Raw genomic sequence first — 15,391 nt, forward strand, 5'->3', positions numbered from 1 at the left:
GTGATGTTGGGAGGATGAACATTTGAATACTGTCACACGCAAAGATATAGCGTTCAGATTGGGCATCGTAACACGAACTAAAAAGCCGCATGTGCCACTGATTGAAGCTGTACTGTCTGAATTAGATGTGAGACCACTTAATAGAAGTCGGACAAGGGCAGAGTTTGAGGAAAGCTCTATCCAGCAGGTGCGTCAGTGGTTTTATGAGCGAGTAGGAATTGAGTTTCCAGAGTTTATAGAAGCAAATAGCCAGCGTTTTCAAGTTCGGTATTTGCCAGAAGAGGATGCATCATAAAAAATGACCTGCCGAAGCAGGCCGCTCGAAAATCAGTCTATGCCAACATTGTAGCAGGGTTCTTGTTTCAGTAGCAAATAGCCTTGAAATTTGCATACACAGGAGATGATATGCATGGAATTAACCGAGCAGCAACGAGCTGATATTAAACACCTGCTTACCAATTTATCTGGTAGTTTTTATGATGCTGGATACTTGGCTGGCATGAAAGATTTAGGAGATGCAGTTGGGATTGATATGAATGAAATCGTGGAAGAAGTCGCGGATCAGTATTACAGGGAGATGGAGGAAATAGTATGATAATTCGTCAACTGGAAGTGAGAAACTTCAAAGGTGCAAAACATGCCATTTGTGCGTTTGGTGAGCAGGTGAAAATCAGCGGCGACAACTACACAGGCAAGACTTCAATTGCGGAAGCCATCGTATTCGCGCTGTACGGCCTGAATCTGGATGGAAGCAGCCGGACAGATTCGCTGGTCAACAAGGATGAGCGTAAAGCAGAAGTGTCCGTTACGGTAGAAGTAGATGGGCGCACCTTCGAGATTCGACGGGAGCAGACGCGGCAAAAGAAAGTGCTGCTGAATAAGGTGCAGGTTACACAAGCTGAGATTGAATCTGTCATTGGACCTGCTGAAAATTTCATGGCATCATTCTGGCCGACTCACGTATTAGGCATGAGTGATAAAGAAGCACGAAACTTCTTCATGAAGTTTGTGCAACTGATTGAACCGGGAGTGGTACTGTCTGAAATGGACCAAGTGTTCCGTGATGCTTTGCAAGGTTTGGAGATGCATGACCCGGAGAGCCGCAAGAAAGAACTGAACGCTGAGATTAAGGAGATGCAGGCTGACCTATTCTATATTGAGGGTGCGGTTGCTACGCATCAAGTGACAATGCAGATGGATGTGCCGGAGAAAGTAGATACACAGGAGATGGAATTACCGCTTGAGCAAGTAGAGAAGCAACTGTTTGCCGTAAGTGAAAAGCCAGCGTTACAGGATACGTCAGGATTAGAAGATAGGATTAAGGAATACGAACGCAATATGTATACCGTTTTACCACCACAACCAGTGTTGCAGGATATGGCACCGTTTGAGCAGGCTGTACGAGACGCAGAGTGTAAGCTGTATGAAGCAGAACGTATGCCGGAGCCAAAAGCGCCGGATGTGACTGATATTCAGCATAAAATCGCAACGTTACGTGCAGAGTACAAAGTTGTGAAGCATGAACTTGATCAACTTGCTATACCGCTTCAGGTAGGGGATACATGCCCGACATGCCAGCAGAGCTTTAGTGAGCAGGCGTATGCATTGGCTATGAAAAAGCTAGATGAGCGCAAGAAAGCGTATGAAGATGAGTTGTCGGAAATGGAAGATGCGGGTGGCAGTCTTCAAGCGCAACTAAAAGCAAAACAAGCGGCGTACAAACGCGAAGTAGAAGCTTATCAATCGCAGAAAGAGCAAAAGATTGCAGAAGCAACGCAGGCGATTGAGAAAGCAAAAGCAGACCTGCAAGCTGTGAAAAAGGCTAATGCTGACGCTATGAGCCAGTATGAGGAGCAAAAGCAACAAGTTGCGGCTGAATGGATGCAGAAGGTAGAGGAAGCTAAACAAGCGCTGCGTGATGTTCAGGAAGGAAACAATCAGCTCATTGTTGAGTGCGAGAGGGTAGAGAAGCAACGAAAAGCAGATTTACAGCAGCAACGTACAGAGTTGCAGCAATCGCTCGATGAACGACGCAAAATCAACGCCGAGCGTGAAAGTATTCTTCAGCGTAAGGAAGAAGCGGCGCAGGCGATTGAGAAGATGCAGGCATCAGCCGAGAATGACAAGTCTGTGATTGAACGGAATGAGCTGGCGATTAAGGCTATCAATGAATATGTTGCCAAACATGCGGAGATGCAGGCTGGACAGATTGAGCAGTACTTTACGAATGTATCAATCAAGCTGTTTGATGTGACAAAGACAACAGGTGAGATTAAGCCGGTATTCAAGTTGCTGTACAATGACAAGCCAATCAATATTCTATCGCTGTCTGAGCGTATTCGGCTGGGGCTAGAAGTGGCCGGTATGGTGAAGCAAGTGACTGGGAAGGTATACCCTACATTTGTAGATAACGCCGAGAGTATCACGCATTTTGATGCGATACCAGGGCAACTGTTCACAGCCACAGTAGTAGCAGGGCAGTCGTTGCAGGTTGAGTAATGGAAACATGTGTTGTGTGTGGTGATCCAATTGAGCCGGGGGAGAAAACTCTTCCGGTTCATGATGGGGCTACTGGAGAGAAGAAAGACGTAGCGTGTTCAGGGTGCCGAAGTGAATTTGTGAATTGAGGAGATGAGATGCATGGGCGAGAAACCACAAAACTTTTACGAGAAGATGGCTTCCGTAGATGTGGGTGAATTCATCGAGAAAAAAGCTGGATTTAGCTATCTTTCTTGGTCGTGGGCGGTTGACCAGCTACGCCGTCATGATCCAACAGCTACATGGGAGGTAAAGCGGTTTGATAGTATGCCGTACTTAAAAACAGACTGCGGGTATTTTGTAGAAGTAGCAGTGACATGCAACGGAGTCGAACTATCTCAAATTCATCCTGTACTTGATAACCGTAACAAACCTATCGAAAAACCAAACTCCTTTCAAATCAATACAAGTATCCAGCGGTGCTTAGCTAAAGCAATAGCGCTACACGGCTTAGGTTTGTACATCTATTCAGGAGAAGATTTACCACCTTCCGAACCACAAGAACCAACACCGTCTATCAAAGAGAATTGGAAAAAACTCATGGGTGATACAGACAAGTTCGATGCACAGTATCAAAAATGGGTGAGTGAAGGTCGCTCAAATGAATGGATTGAGCAATTTTTAACAGACAAGTTAGCAGATAAGCAGGGAGGACAATAGCATGAACAGATCAATTTTGCTCGGTAGACTTACGAAAGACGTGGAGATGCGTTATACGCAGAACGGAACTGCGATTTGCACGTTCACACTGGCAGTAGATCGACGCTTTAAGCGTGATGGTGAACCAGACGCAGACTTCCTTAACATCGTAGTCTGGAGCAAGCTGGCTGAGCTTTGTGCCCAGTATTTGAAGAAAGGTCGTCAGGCAGCCGTAGAGGGTCGGATTCAGACACGCAACTACGAGAATAACGAAGGCAGGCGCATCTATGTAACCGAGATTGTGGCGGAGAACGTAACATTTATCGGTGGTCATGGTGATAGCGGAAATAGTAATGGTAACGGTGGACAAGGGCAGCAACCCAGTGGTAATCAAGGTGGCAGACGTTCAGGTGGTTCGTTTAACGACAACCCGTTTGCAGATGACCAGCGACCAATCGACATCTCGGATGATGATTTGCCTTTTTAATACAGTAAAGTACTAAAGCGAAAGGGGGAGCCAGATGATTGTTAACCCTGCTGTGTTAAGTTTAGCCGCAGAAATGGTGCTTGATGAAGCGATTCGCAACTATCGAATCGACACCCTGCATAAGAAAATCGATCATGCGCTTGAGCATGGCGATCGTCTGATGTTTGATGAAGCGACAAGTAAATTAAAGAGTTTAATTGATGAAAGTTCCGTACGTAGCGATTCGCACAAGTACTTTATGGAGATGAATTGATTTGGCTAAATTCCCTGATTATCGACTGATTGACTGCTACAAGTCGCGGTATCTGAACAAAACGTTTATCGAGACGCTTCTCTATTGCGTAACGTGTGATCTGCATTTCTCGGTGAATATTTTGGATGTGAACGGCCATGGTGTCATATGTACCCGGTGCCAAAGTGATGATCTTGTGGAAGTGGGAACGACTGAGGTAAAACTGGTGGAAATATGGGATGAGGGTTCTGTTGGAGTTTCGTGGGATGATCCGACAGCTATCCGAATGGACGATGGCGAAGAGATTGAGCCTACATGGGCATATTACGGTGTTCGTCCTCAGTCTGAGTACGATGAATAATAGCTTGGCTGTTCAGTCCTACTATATGGGGCTGGACAGCCAAATATGCGCGGAGGTCAGCATATGAGTAAGACCGTTGAAGAAGTAGGGCGCATGAGTTTTACGGGTAATATTATCCCGGCTAATTGGCTGAAAACATTACGTCACGATAGCGGAAAGCCAAATATGGTTGCGATCATGGTTCTGTCCGAAATCGTGTACTGGTATCGACCGATGGAAATTCGAGACGAATCAACCGGAGAATTGCAGAAGCCTCAGAAGAAGTTCAAAGCCGACAAGTTGCAACGCAGCTATCAAAGTTTCGCTGACCAATTTGGCTTTTCCAAACGACAGGTTAAAGAGTCAATGGATTTTTTAGAGAAGACAGGAGTCATTACACGCGAGTTTCGTACTATCACAGAAGCCGGAACCGTGCTGAACAATGTTCTGTACATCGACATAAACGTAGAAATGTTAAAAGCTGTAACGTACCAAACGGAGGAGTCTCCTTCACCAGAATGTACCACCCTCCCACATTCTAACGTACCACCCTCCCACGTTTCGCTGTCACCCTCTCCTACGTTTGAACGGGGGACAAATACAGAGATTACTACAGAGACTACTACAAAGAGTAAAAGAGAAGAAGAGGAGGACGATCCGTTCCGGTTCTACCAGGAAAACATCATGTTGAACATCAAGCCATTTGTTGCTGAGGAAATCAGCTACTGGATTGATAGCGGTAAGTTTGATAAGCCGAACACAGTGATTGTCGAAGCCATGAAGATAGCGGTACGGAAGGAAGCAGTCAAGAACAAATGGGACTATGCCAACAAACTGCTGATGGATTGGAGTGACAAAGGGTTGCGAACGATTGAAGTAATTCGCAATGAGATCCAAGATATGAGCAAAACGTACAGCTCACGTAAAAAGGCAAGTAAGCAGGCATCCACGTTTGATGCAATAGAGAGTATGAAGCAGCGAATAAAAAACGGGGAGTTCGATAAGGATGACGCTTGAACAGACGGTCGATGTTCTCGAAAAAATAGCGGCTGCCTATCATAGCTTTGAAGTCACAGAAAAACGTATTATCCTGTGGCATGAATTTCTTGAACCGCACGATATGGAGTTGGTAAACAAAAACCTACGCCGACATATCGAGTCAAAGCCGTTCCCTCCAGCCATATCAGACCTGGTAAAGCCTGATGAAGATTATGAGCGTGAGTATGTACCGTTAGGAGAGATAGACTTGTTGGGAGAGTGATGAATCTTGAGCATCAAGGATTACAAGACACCTACGGACCAACAAGCGGAAATAGCTGTACTCAGCGCCATGTTGAACAGTGAACAATGTCTGGATGATGCATTATCGAGCATAGACGAGAACTATTTCTACTATGACGAGACGAAAAAAGCGTTCAAGGTGATCGTATCCCTCTCTACTGACACGCAGCCGAATGTGCAGAGCGTGTTAAAGCGTATGGAGACGCAGAGAGAGAAAACGTTAATCAAACGAGCTGATATGTCATTCAAGGGTGTAGAAGCGTTTAGTGCCGCCTTAAAAGACCTTGCAGACACATACCTAAAGCGAGAACAGTACTATACGGCTATGAAGATTTTGGGGATGACGCAGGATACTAACTCTCACCCAGAAGAAATCCTGTCGGTCATGGATGCTGGGATGAGTAAGGTATTTTCGAGTGATGCAAAGGACGAGATTATCGAGCCGGAGGTATATGCAACGGAAGCACTGGAACATTTTCGAGAAGTGTGCCAAGCGCCGGAGGAAGCATACGGAATACGGTTATCTATTGAGTTGCCAAATGGTCAAGTAATCGGGTTCCCGGGCATTGATGAAACGATACTAGGCTTACATGGTGGAGACTTAATCTTCATAGCAGCCCAGACCGGCAAAGGGAAAACAGCGGTTGCTCAGAATATTGCACGTATCGTATCCATCCACCAAAAGTACAGGACGTACTATGAGAATACCGAGATGCGAAAACTGGAGATGGCAGCGCGGCTAGCTGCTCAACTTTCGCAGGTGCCGGCGAAGGAGATTATGTCCGGCAGGCTTACGGGAACAGCGCAGGAGATTCAGGCAAAGAAGCAAAAGGTTGAGAAGGCGTACCAAAAAATACGAGATTCGCAGCTGTATTTATCCCGTTTGCCGAATCTTACCGTGGCAAAATCGAGGGGGCTGGCAAAGAAATTCCGTAACAAGTACGGCAGTCTGGATATGCTTGTGATCGACTATGTAGGGCGTATGAACCTAGATACGCCAGAGTTCAGCAAATTACAGGACTATCAAAAGCTTATTCGGGTAGCGAAGAAAAGCAAGGAATTGGCGATGGAGTTAAACGCACCCGTCGTTCTCTTGGGACAGTTGAATGATGATGAACAGATTGAGGGTGCAAAGGCGATGGCCAACGAATGTGATGCCGTATATTTCTTCAAACCACTCAATAGCAAAGATGAGGACCTGTTGCGGAAGTCGTTTCGTGATGAGGAGAAGGCAAAGCGAGTGACGCATAAGATCGAGAAACGGAAGGTCCGTAGAGACGACAGTGATATTCCGATATGGTGTCATTTTGATAAGAAGCGGCAGTTTATTACGGAAGTTGTGCCGGAGATAAGGGGATGAGATTGAAATGCGAATTGACGAAATCGAGGAAGGGATAATGTATCACAACGGAAAAGGACTGATGAGAATAGTAATTCAAGCTCCGAAGCCAGGAGAAGCCGGAAATGTCACATACAGAAAGTATGGTTCAGATAAGCTGCAGAGCTGCTGGATCACAACATTTGCAGATTGGGCGAAAGGTACTGTGCAGGAAAGAGAATTGTCATTTTCACTGAAATGCTCATGTGGAATTGAGATGGATGGATTTTTTGGAAAAGTAGGCTCTGAAGAAACGTTGCACTGCGATTGCGGAAACGTATGGAAGATTCAGCGACCGACAAACAAGCGAGTAGGTGTGTGATATGGAAAAATCGTGTGATTATTGCGGTAATAGCATGCATGTGCATTTACGAAAAATCGTTTACATGAATTGCATGGAGGTTGAGCATGTTCCAGTTTATCGGTGTTCGGGTTGCGATCACAATGAGCTTATGGATCAGGTAAAAGATGAGTTAAAGCGGCTTTTGATTCACTTGCAGCCGGAGAAAGGAACTGTGTCGTTTGCTGATTATTCTTCGTTTACACGTATGCTTTTGTCTAAATGCAATCAGGAAGCCGAGTTAGGTGTAGATGACTGGTTAGACATGTATCTGCTTGTTCTTTCGTTGAATGATGTTGAGTGGTTGAATGAAATAAAAATTAAGCTACAAAGATACAGCGCAAGTTTGGTGGTGAAACCATCTTATATCCAGAATACAAGTGGGTAGATGTAGCGGTCAACGGAGCGATGAACCGTAATCGACTATGCGATATAACGAAACTTGGAGATCCAACCGGATACCGCGATGCATACATGACATACTTTCGCTACCCAGATGAAATGGCAGTATACTTCCAGAACAATCAGCGAGAGTCGAAGGGTGGACATTGGTATCCGAGCGTCATGGGCTACAAAGGACCTGCTTACACCGATTGGATACCAATTGATATAGACGCAACAACAATCGAGGAAGCGCAGGACGGTGCTGTTCAAGCGATTGAAATACTGGAGATGTATGGGATTGACACAAACGCTTGTCGATTCTACTTTTCTGGGGCGAAAGGGTTCCATATTATGATCCCGGCTACGATGGCAGGGTTGAGGTCGGGTGATGACATTCACAAGCGATTGCTGTATCTGGTTACGAACCTGATGAGTGGTCGAGTTGATATTGACATGAAAATTTATGACAAGGTGCGGATATTCCGTTTGCCCAACACGATTAACGGAAAGTCCAGTCTGTATAAAGTAGAGTTGTATGAGTTTGAGTTACGGAATATGAGTGTAGAACAAATTCGGGAGATGGCAAAAAATCCGCGTGAGGAACTGGATGTTGAAGAAGAGTACGAGCTGAATGAGTACCTGCATGAACTGAATCAGGCATATGAGCAGCTGCAGAAAGATGGGGCACAGCCATACGCAGGAGTGAATGGTGATAAAGCTACTATTCGTGTAAAGCTGTGCATGCATTCCATCATGCAGGGGATTCCAGAAGGAAGCAGGGATAATGCGGGGCTACGTGTGGTTACACACCTGAAGCATGCTGGACTCAATCCTAAGATGGTATGGGTTGCTTTCGATGAGTGGAACAACGGTAATAATCCACCGTTGGATACAGATGACATGGAGCGCATTTATCGGCAGGGGATGGAGCGGGAATATGACTTCGGTTGCCGGGATGCGGTTTTGCAGGAGCACTGTGATAAGCGGTGCAAGCTGTGGAAAGAAGAGTATACAATCAATAATGTGAGTAGGAGATGGTAGTAATGGTAGATGAGAAGAAACCAAGAATACATGAACTGAAAACTGAGCCACAGTACTTTCAGGCTGTGCTCGATGGTCACAAGCGATTCGAGATCAGGAAGAATGATCGGGATTTTAAAGTGGGCGACACACTTGTTTTGAAAGAGTACAACGCCGACGTACACGCTTTTACAGGTCGGAAGGTGGAAGTGACAGTCACATACATGACGGACTATGCACAACAGCAGGGGTATCTGGTGCTAGGAATCGGGGGGAAAGTAGAAATTGCATGAGTGACTTCGGAGACATGCTGATGGATGCTGTACCGCCACAGGAGGAAACGTTACCCGAACCGATTGACACATGTACACCTGAGTACAAGGCGACGCTTGAGCGTGTTGTGAAAGGTGCAGAGTTTATTGCTTCACTGCCTACTGGAGATGCGCGGTACAAGCCTGCGATGGTGAAATATGACAAGCTATGCGAGGAAGCGAGGAGGTTGAGAGATACGTGACAAAGAAGGAGAAGCGAGCGTTACGCTTGCAGATATGCCGGATGCTGGACACAGAATGTGCAAAGTGCAAAAAGGTAGATCAGGCACTGGATGGAAAGAAAAATAGTGAACGGGACAGTGCAAAAAACCAGTTTCAGAACTATTGTATTACAGAGTGCTCAACTGGAGAAAGACTCCGATCTATCGCTTCAGAATTAACTGGGGAAAAAATAAAACCACCAAAGAAAAAGTCATTTCTTGCTGCAACAAGACAGCGTGAAGAGTTAACACCACAAAGCTATGTAGCTGACAAAGAGAAGGGCATGAAAGATTGGCAGATTGCTATGCAGTACGACATTAGCACGTCACGCTTTGGCAAGATCAAGAAATGTTGGCGCGAGCAAGGACTGCTGGAGGTAGGAGTATGAGTCATGCGAACCGAGGTATGGCCTTCGAAAAACTACTCGACTACACCAATAAGATGTATGAAAACGCAGGAATGGCACTGATTAATAAGCGACCAACACCAGTGAAAATTATGGGCCAGAATAGTCGCGGTATGATACATGGTTATCTGGAGAAGCCATCAACCGTTGATTATGATGGCGTGTGCAAAGGCAGAGCTATCGTATTTGAGGCGAAAAGCACGAAGGAGTTAACGCGCTTTCCGCTGGGTAATATCCATGAGCACCAGGTCGAATATATGAGGAAGTGTCATAAGTGCGGTGCAATTGCTTTTCTGTTAGTAGAGTTTGCTGCGCATCAAACGGTATATCTACTTCCGTACACACTATTGGCGCAGTATTGGGAAAAGGCGAAGAATGGCAAGCGGGGAACAAAGAGTATTCCGTTACAGGAGATGGATGTGTACGCTTATCAGGTGAATAAAGGGCGTGTGCCAGTAGATTATCTGACGGTTGTGGAGAAAGTTTGGAGCATGTAGAAAATTTTTTCGAGTTTGGCTGAAAAAATACAAGGATAGCCCGTATAGGGTATGTGAGGGTAAAAACGATACAAACCTCAGAACAGGAGATGACATGCATGAGTGATGTGTATTTTGAAGAAGCACCGGAAGTACAGGAGATTTCTGGGCGCTTGATTGACCAGCACCATCCACATATGCAGGATGCAAAGGAAGTGATCGGCTACCGTTTTCGCTGCGGTCAGAGCGATTGGGCAGGTAAAGCAAAGAAATTGACGGCTTTTGAACGGTTTGAGACTGGTTTTATGCTCATGGTATTCATAAACAAAGAAGCATGGACAGCACTAAGTGAAGCCCAGCAAGTTGCTTTAGTTGACCATGAACTTTGTCACTTCTCGCGTAAAAGTGAACGGATATATGACAAGGAGAAAGAGGAGTGGGTAGACAAGTGGCTGCCGAAAGAAGATCCGTCTAACTGGGTGATTCGGGAACACGATGTGGAGGAATTCAGCGATATAATTAAGCGGCATGGTCTCTGGGAGACGGGGATCGAGAAGTTTGCGTCTGTGGTTCGTAATGCTGAGCATCAAATGGATTTGGATGATATAGAACGAAATTTACGTGTTATTAAATAATGTGTACAAGCCTGCTAGCGGTATAAATGTTAGCAGGCTTGTACTGCGATACGCAGCAAGAGACACCCAAAGAACCTGCTTTGTTAACACAAAAATATTAAATTGTAAGGCAGGGAGGATATAGGATGAGTCAGTCGTTCTTACCGGAAATTGATAGAAAAGCCACGAAAAAAAGAGTGGAAGAAGTGTTGGAGACAGTACGTATCTATAGGCGAGTTGGATTTGTGCGCCGGGAAATAAATAATGTATCGAATTATGAGTCTCAGTTCAGCAGTAAAACCAATAAGATAGATAAACCTGTAGAAAATTGTGCGATCTGGAATGTGGAGCATGAAGGTAAAATTGTCGAGTTGTCTAACCGTATCGAGTTTGCTGTAAATAAATTACCACAAAGACAAAAAGAGATTATAGAAAAGCGATACCTGGGTGAAGAAAGCAATTTTGACTATCTGGTTGCTAATGAAGTTAGGCTGAGTGAGCGTACATACAGACGTGAGAAATCACGTGCGATTTATATATTAGCGTTAATGCTAAAGTTAGAGGTTCTAGAAAATGCAGGCGATAAATAGATAGTGCAGCATGACCGGATGTTGACCGAAACATGACCGGATTTTGGCACGCTATTCATGATTTAGCGTGTTAAGATGATATTGTCAGAAGAAAAGCAGAGAAGCCGTTCCTAAAAGGGAGCGGCTTTTTTTGCTGGAAAGGGGATGCGCTACATGTAGTGGGAGATCTGACTTTATCCCAAAACATTAACTTTAAAAAGAGGAGTGAAAAGCATGTGCAAATGCAATTCAAGAGTCAATGTCATTATTAATGAATGTTGCGATTGTGGTTCACCAGGTACAGGAAGTGATCCGTCCCATAACCACGATGATCGCTACTACACAAAAGGAGAAACGGATACTCTACTTGCTGAAAAAGCACCGTTACATCACACGCATACAGCATCAGAAATCCAAGACTTCGTACCGGCCGTTGAACAGATTGTAAATACGTTGCCACAAAAAGGCGCAAATGTTCAAGTAAACGGCGTTCCGGTTATTCCCCCAACGGTAAACTTCAAAAACGGTGACGGCATCGTTCTGAACGTAGAAGAACGGGGTAACGTAGCTGATATTACAGTATCATCTGACATCGAAACTACTCAGCTTACCAAACTTGGTCAGCGTGCCGGGGATACATTCATCCATCCAATCACTAAGCCAAGCGCATTACTGGATTACAGCCCGATTGAAGTACTTAAATTCGCACTGACTCAGCAGGGTGCTCAGTTGTACGCAATGGGTTTCAACAACACGGATGCTGATCAATTCAATTTTGATCCTCTCTATACGCAATTTACAGGTGTAATGAAGCCGGTGAATCAGAAAGATTACCTGATGGAAAAGACTACATGGTCAGAATCAGGAGTGTTGTTCCAGGTCGATATTGATTCTAATGTCGCTAAATTAGAAAGCGTATTAAGCGCGTAAAGGGGGAATAACATATGCCAATGCCAAATACAAGTGGTCAACTACGTAGTAAAATCCAAGATATGCAAATAGGCGACTATATCAAAACATACTGGACAGTAGGTAGTTGGGATGTCGAGTATTTAAAAACAACAGGAATATATACTGAATATCCCGTAACAGGTGTTCCTTGGGCATCCAATGGATTTTTTTATTTCATAAAAGCAGATAAAGGATTATTGATCTCCGACAGAGTCATTTTCCATACTAAATCATGGGACTTTTTAAATGGTGAAAAAGTAGTCCAAGGAAGACACTTGGTGAAATCATTTGATGGAATTCAAGGTATTATACGCTCTCTCGGTGGAGGAAATGCCTACACAGATGCAAACGGAAATATGAGTCTTACTGATAAAGGATTAGGAGCATGGCCAACAAACAATGAATGGGATGAATACATTGTCCGTAAAGATTATGGAACAGGAGCCGGACGAGATGACGTATGGCATTGGAATAATGTAGCTACATGGTGCCAAGAAACGCCTGTAAATGGATTTGTTCCTTACAATGGATCATCAGCGCAAAATCCAGCTAATAACGTACGAGTTGGTAGAGGACAAGGGGGTCTAAAACATGTACTGACTCGGCTATCAGGCGATAGTTTAAATCTATATGGATTCCGTCCAGTATTTGAATATAAGGAGGTTTAATAGATGGCTACAATAGGACAACAATTAATAACGCCTGAAACAGGATGGAAAAGGTATGATGATACTTGTCCTGCTTTCATGTATAAAGGCACGTGGACTTCTACTCTTCTTGGCGGCGGTCCTTATGGAGGAACCTGTTATCAATCTTCTGTATCGACAGATAAAATTAAGTTTAATTTTATAGGAACAAAGATTCGCATTATTGGCTATCAATCATCAAGTAGAACCAATCCGATTTCAATTAGCATAGATGGTATTATTGAAACGTTTTCTGAATTAAGTATAGGAACAATCGGTGGATCTGGAGGCTCTATGTTGGTGTATGAAAAAACAGGGTTATCTCATTCCACACACCAAGTCGAAATTACTCCGGGTGGGACAACTACCGCTCTTGACGCTATTGATATTGATGATACAGGTCGACTACTCCACCCTCAAGAAAAACTAGACCCAAAAGACATCGCTGTTATTGGGGATAGAATCCGTTGTCATTATCAAGCAAGCAGTGGAAAAGTAGGGGTATTTAGTGGACTAGGACAAGAAACAAGCGATTTTATCCCTGCCGCTTCTTCTGCTACTCCAAATGGTGACTTTTACTGGATTTATTCAAAAGATGACCACCTTGGAAACAAGGTATTCGTGGCCGATCGAAATGTACAACATAGCATTAGTTGGGATACGTTGAACGCCATGGGGATTGCGACACACAGTGGAACACAAACTGCATTTTCTATTTATGGTGGAACAGCTATAAGTAGTGGAGATGCAAGCGTAAGTCCAGCTACTAATGCTTTTGATGGTAATTATCCTATCCCGCTAAGCGGAAGTGCAAATGGGACTCGCTGGGTATCCTTGCAAGCAGGTACAACAAAAGGTGTAGCGTGGATTGGTTATGATTTTAAACAACCAAAGAATATTTGTTGTATTCGATTAATACAACATTCTTCAACTATATCATACGGTGTAACCAGTATCATTGTCCAAAGTTCTGATGATGGAGTTGCTTGGACTAATGTTTATCAAAAAGATAATCTATCTCTTGGATCATACCCGTCTAATGATTATATTGATTTTACATCTACTGGTCCAAAACGATTTTGGAGATTACTAGCTAATTCTGATGCGACAGGTGGTTGGTATGTGTATGAAATGCAAATGTTTGAGCAATCCAATGTTAACACAAACTACAAATTCAACACTCGACTTCTTACAGGCGGTATTCTTTCAACAGATACAGACAATGAGTGGGATCAAATTGTTGTTAATTCTAACTTAGGAGGAACTATTGCAGCAGGAGATAATGGAATATGGAACTGGAATGGACAGTATTCATTGAGCAGTTCAACTGTAAATAGTACAAATACACAGCGTGTTATACGTGGAGGTACAGCAGTAAATAGATGGGGTGCATATAATACAGGTGGATATGGAACAGATACCGGTTTCCGTCCTGTATTAGTAATGAGTGTACTAGGGGAAGAAGAAAAACCACGTACTCCAAAATACGTAGCCCAAATTGGAACAGATATCTATCTACCAAATGGAACATTACAAGGTCCACGTGGCACAGATGCAGAATTAAAAGCGCTGATGGAGACAAATGGTGCTGACCTTTCTACAATTGCTTGGGATACATTACGAGGAATTGCAAAAGAAGCTGGTAAACCATTGAAGGTGTTACGCTTCACAGACGACACTGCAGCTACAGTACCTACATTACGTGTTACGCAAGTGCCAGATGCTCAGTTCATTACACCAAAATCAAGTATTCGAATCTCATCTATTTCTGGTATCAGCTCTGTAAAAGTAACCGGCACGAAAACAGGGGCAGCGAATGAACGCTATGTAGTGGCCAAGTCCAATGTAGAGACAGGTGCACCAGATTGGTATGTTAAAACAGCAGCGGGATGGGTAAGCCTTGGTAAACTTGACCGTACAATCCGTGCTGATGTCGATAAAGTCGCACAACAAGGTATGACACAAGAAGAACTGAACGCCATTACCACTGCGGAATGGGCACAGCTATTTGATAACGGACATGGTACTCCGCAATACAATTGGATTGCATTCGGGTACCTACAATCCCAGCAGTCATCTACAGATGTATGCGAGAACGATCAGCTTGTTATGGAAGTAAATATGCAAGGAAAATGGGTAAAAGCTGTTCACGGAACTGATTACAACTATGAGTATGACGGTCCAGAAAAACTACAAGTTCATATTCTTGCGGATGGGGATTATAAGTTTAACCGAGTCCCTCTGTAAACCAAGCGCCGATAAAGGCGTATTTTTTATGCTCACCTTCAGGAGTCGCTTAATTGCGGCTCCTATTTTTTTATGTCTACAATACTGCGGATCACGTATCCCAAGCACGTACGGATGGTGGCGAAACGAGAGATGTCAGATGAGCAGAGGGAAGCGGCGAGTAAAGATTTAAGAAGATGCATACTAAAAACAACGATAAATAATGGTGATACCATCTTTCTGATAAGAAGGTGGTATTTTATTTCCAATTAAGACGAAATAATTGGTAAA

At 44.1% G+C, this 15,391-nt stretch carries 23 protein-coding genes; all 23 read left to right on the top strand.

The genetic code is table 11. The features are described 5' to 3' along the window. The first annotated feature begins 22 nt into the window (after positions 1-22). A complete protein-coding gene (locus CB4_RS11660; RefSeq protein WP_096465966.1) occupies positions 23-295 on the top strand; it encodes a hypothetical protein in 273 nt (90 codons plus the stop codon). 114 nt (positions 296-409) lie between these two features. Beyond that, the gene (locus CB4_RS11665; RefSeq protein ID WP_096465967.1) at positions 410-595 is read left to right on the top strand and encodes a hypothetical protein; all 186 of its coding nucleotides are present in this window, start codon (positions 410-412) and stop codon (positions 593-595) included. Continuing rightward, positions 592-2,499 carry an AAA family ATPase gene (locus CB4_RS11670; RefSeq protein ID WP_096465968.1) on the top strand — a complete coding sequence of 636 codons (1,908 nt, stop codon included), beginning with the start codon at positions 592-594 and terminating at the stop codon, positions 2,497-2,499. The genes CB4_RS11665 and CB4_RS11670 overlap by 4 nt, the downstream gene beginning before the upstream one ends. Then, positions 2,499-2,627 (top strand): hypothetical protein, encoded by a 129-nt coding sequence (locus CB4_RS21870; protein ID WP_258365603.1) that lies wholly within the window; start codon positions 2,499-2,501, stop codon positions 2,625-2,627. The genes CB4_RS11670 and CB4_RS21870 overlap by 1 nt, the downstream gene beginning before the upstream one ends. 13 nt (positions 2,628-2,640) lie before the next feature. Next, positions 2,641-3,198: a Sak single strand annealing protein gene (locus CB4_RS11675; RefSeq protein ID WP_096465969.1), complete on the top strand. Its 558-nt coding sequence runs from the start codon at positions 2,641-2,643 to the stop codon at positions 3,196-3,198. A gap of 1 nt (position 3,199) precedes the next feature. Next, positions 3,200-3,664, top strand: a complete 465-nt coding sequence (locus tag CB4_RS11680; RefSeq protein WP_096465970.1) for a single-stranded DNA-binding protein — start codon at positions 3,200-3,202, stop codon at positions 3,662-3,664. 34 nt (positions 3,665-3,698) lie between these two features. Next, on the top strand, positions 3,699-3,917 hold the full coding sequence (locus tag CB4_RS11685; protein WP_096465971.1) for an IDEAL domain-containing protein: 219 nt from the start codon (positions 3,699-3,701) through the stop codon (positions 3,915-3,917). 1 nt (position 3,918) lies between these two features. Continuing rightward, entirely contained in the window at positions 3,919-4,257 is a 339-nt protein-coding gene (locus tag CB4_RS11690) for a hypothetical protein (RefSeq protein ID WP_096465972.1), read from the top strand. Between the two features lie 63 nt (positions 4,258-4,320). Beyond that, positions 4,321-5,253, top strand: a complete 933-nt coding sequence (locus tag CB4_RS11695; protein ID WP_157737947.1) for a DnaD domain-containing protein — start codon at positions 4,321-4,323, stop codon at positions 5,251-5,253. Beyond that, the gene (locus tag CB4_RS11700) at positions 5,243-5,497 is read left to right on the top strand and encodes a replicative helicase loader/inhibitor (protein ID WP_096465974.1); all 255 of its coding nucleotides are present in this window, start codon (positions 5,243-5,245) and stop codon (positions 5,495-5,497) included. The genes CB4_RS11695 and CB4_RS11700 overlap by 11 nt, the downstream gene beginning before the upstream one ends. Before the next feature lie 6 nt (positions 5,498-5,503). Continuing rightward, positions 5,504-6,877, top strand: a complete 1,374-nt coding sequence (locus CB4_RS11705) for a DnaB-like helicase C-terminal domain-containing protein (protein ID WP_096465975.1) — start codon at positions 5,504-5,506, stop codon at positions 6,875-6,877. A gap of 7 nt (positions 6,878-6,884) precedes the next feature. Next, a complete protein-coding gene (locus CB4_RS11710; protein WP_096465976.1) occupies positions 6,885-7,217 on the top strand; it encodes a hypothetical protein in 333 nt (110 codons plus the stop codon). Between the two features lie 64 nt (positions 7,218-7,281). Beyond that, entirely contained in the window at positions 7,282-7,623 is a 342-nt protein-coding gene (locus CB4_RS11715) for a hypothetical protein (protein ID WP_231955980.1), read from the top strand. A gap of 20 nt (positions 7,624-7,643) precedes the next feature. After that, positions 7,644-8,660 (top strand): primase C-terminal domain-containing protein, encoded by a 1,017-nt coding sequence (locus CB4_RS11720; protein ID WP_146226544.1) that lies wholly within the window; start codon positions 7,644-7,646, stop codon positions 8,658-8,660. Between the two features lie 2 nt (positions 8,661-8,662). Further along, the gene (locus CB4_RS11725; protein ID WP_096465979.1) at positions 8,663-8,932 is read left to right on the top strand and encodes an ASCH/PUA domain-containing protein; all 270 of its coding nucleotides are present in this window, start codon (positions 8,663-8,665) and stop codon (positions 8,930-8,932) included. Further along, positions 8,929-9,153, top strand: coding sequence for a hypothetical protein (locus CB4_RS11730; RefSeq protein ID WP_096465980.1), 225 nt, complete (start codon positions 8,929-8,931; stop codon positions 9,151-9,153). The genes CB4_RS11725 and CB4_RS11730 overlap by 4 nt, the downstream gene beginning before the upstream one ends. Further along, entirely contained in the window at positions 9,150-9,560 is a 411-nt protein-coding gene (locus CB4_RS11735; protein ID WP_157737948.1) for a zinc-finger domain-containing protein, read from the top strand. The genes CB4_RS11730 and CB4_RS11735 overlap by 4 nt, the downstream gene beginning before the upstream one ends. Then, positions 9,557-10,075 carry a Holliday junction resolvase RecU gene (locus CB4_RS11740; RefSeq protein ID WP_096465982.1) on the top strand — a complete coding sequence of 173 codons (519 nt, stop codon included), beginning with the start codon at positions 9,557-9,559 and terminating at the stop codon, positions 10,073-10,075. The genes CB4_RS11735 and CB4_RS11740 overlap by 4 nt, the downstream gene beginning before the upstream one ends. Before the next feature lie 98 nt (positions 10,076-10,173). After that, complete coding sequence (locus CB4_RS11745) at positions 10,174-10,689, top strand: putative metallopeptidase (protein ID WP_096465983.1); 516 nt, start codon at positions 10,174-10,176, stop codon at positions 10,687-10,689. Between the two features lie 125 nt (positions 10,690-10,814). Beyond that, positions 10,815-11,258, top strand: coding sequence for an ArpU family phage packaging/lysis transcriptional regulator (locus CB4_RS11750; RefSeq protein WP_096465984.1), 444 nt, complete (start codon positions 10,815-10,817; stop codon positions 11,256-11,258). A gap of 213 nt (positions 11,259-11,471) precedes the next feature. Beyond that, positions 11,472-12,167: a hypothetical protein gene (locus tag CB4_RS11755; protein WP_096465985.1), complete on the top strand. Its 696-nt coding sequence runs from the start codon at positions 11,472-11,474 to the stop codon at positions 12,165-12,167. Positions 12,168-12,181: 14 nt separating this feature from the next. Continuing rightward, a complete protein-coding gene (locus CB4_RS11760) occupies positions 12,182-12,856 on the top strand; it encodes a hypothetical protein (RefSeq protein WP_096465986.1) in 675 nt (224 codons plus the stop codon). 3 nt (positions 12,857-12,859) lie between these two features. After that, positions 12,860-15,121: a discoidin domain-containing protein gene (locus tag CB4_RS11765; RefSeq protein ID WP_096465987.1), complete on the top strand. Its 2,262-nt coding sequence runs from the start codon at positions 12,860-12,862 to the stop codon at positions 15,119-15,121. Positions 15,122-15,391: the final 270 nt, after the last annotated feature.

The sequence above is a fragment of the Aneurinibacillus soli genome (genome assembly GCF_002355375.1).
GTDB lineage: Bacteria > Bacillota > Bacilli > Aneurinibacillales > Aneurinibacillaceae > Aneurinibacillus > Aneurinibacillus soli.

Coding starts and splice junctions, on each gene's coding strand:
- CB4_RS11730 (WP_096465980.1), top strand. CDS start 8,929: ATGAGTGACTTCGGAGACATGCTGATGGATGCTGTACCGCCACAGGAG.
- CB4_RS11755 (WP_096465985.1), top strand. CDS start 11,472: ATGTGCAAATGCAATTCAAGAGTCAATGTCATTATTAATGAATGTTGC.
- CB4_RS11720 (WP_146226544.1), top strand. CDS start 7,644: ATGAACCGTAATCGACTATGCGATATAACGAAACTTGGAGATCCAACC.
- CB4_RS11700 (WP_096465974.1), top strand. CDS start 5,243: ATGACGCTTGAACAGACGGTCGATGTTCTCGAAAAAATAGCGGCTGCC.
- CB4_RS11765 (WP_096465987.1), top strand. CDS start 12,860: ATGGCTACAATAGGACAACAATTAATAACGCCTGAAACAGGATGGAAA.
- CB4_RS11695 (WP_157737947.1), top strand. CDS start 4,321: ATGAGTAAGACCGTTGAAGAAGTAGGGCGCATGAGTTTTACGGGTAAT.
- CB4_RS11750 (WP_096465984.1), top strand. CDS start 10,815: ATGAGTCAGTCGTTCTTACCGGAAATTGATAGAAAAGCCACGAAAAAA.
- CB4_RS11685 (WP_096465971.1), top strand. CDS start 3,699: ATGATTGTTAACCCTGCTGTGTTAAGTTTAGCCGCAGAAATGGTGCTT.
- CB4_RS11675 (WP_096465969.1), top strand. CDS start 2,641: ATGGGCGAGAAACCACAAAACTTTTACGAGAAGATGGCTTCCGTAGAT.
- CB4_RS21870 (WP_258365603.1), top strand. CDS start 2,499: ATGGAAACATGTGTTGTGTGTGGTGATCCAATTGAGCCGGGGGAGAAA.
- CB4_RS11710 (WP_096465976.1), top strand. CDS start 6,885: ATGCGAATTGACGAAATCGAGGAAGGGATAATGTATCACAACGGAAAA.
- CB4_RS11665 (WP_096465967.1), top strand. CDS start 410: ATGGAATTAACCGAGCAGCAACGAGCTGATATTAAACACCTGCTTACC.
- CB4_RS11740 (WP_096465982.1), top strand. CDS start 9,557: ATGAGTCATGCGAACCGAGGTATGGCCTTCGAAAAACTACTCGACTAC.
- CB4_RS11715 (WP_231955980.1), top strand. CDS start 7,282: ATGAATTGCATGGAGGTTGAGCATGTTCCAGTTTATCGGTGTTCGGGT.
- CB4_RS11745 (WP_096465983.1), top strand. CDS start 10,174: ATGAGTGATGTGTATTTTGAAGAAGCACCGGAAGTACAGGAGATTTCT.
- CB4_RS11725 (WP_096465979.1), top strand. CDS start 8,663: ATGGTAGATGAGAAGAAACCAAGAATACATGAACTGAAAACTGAGCCA.
- CB4_RS11680 (WP_096465970.1), top strand. CDS start 3,200: ATGAACAGATCAATTTTGCTCGGTAGACTTACGAAAGACGTGGAGATG.
- CB4_RS11670 (WP_096465968.1), top strand. CDS start 592: ATGATAATTCGTCAACTGGAAGTGAGAAACTTCAAAGGTGCAAAACAT.
- CB4_RS11760 (WP_096465986.1), top strand. CDS start 12,182: ATGCCAATGCCAAATACAAGTGGTCAACTACGTAGTAAAATCCAAGAT.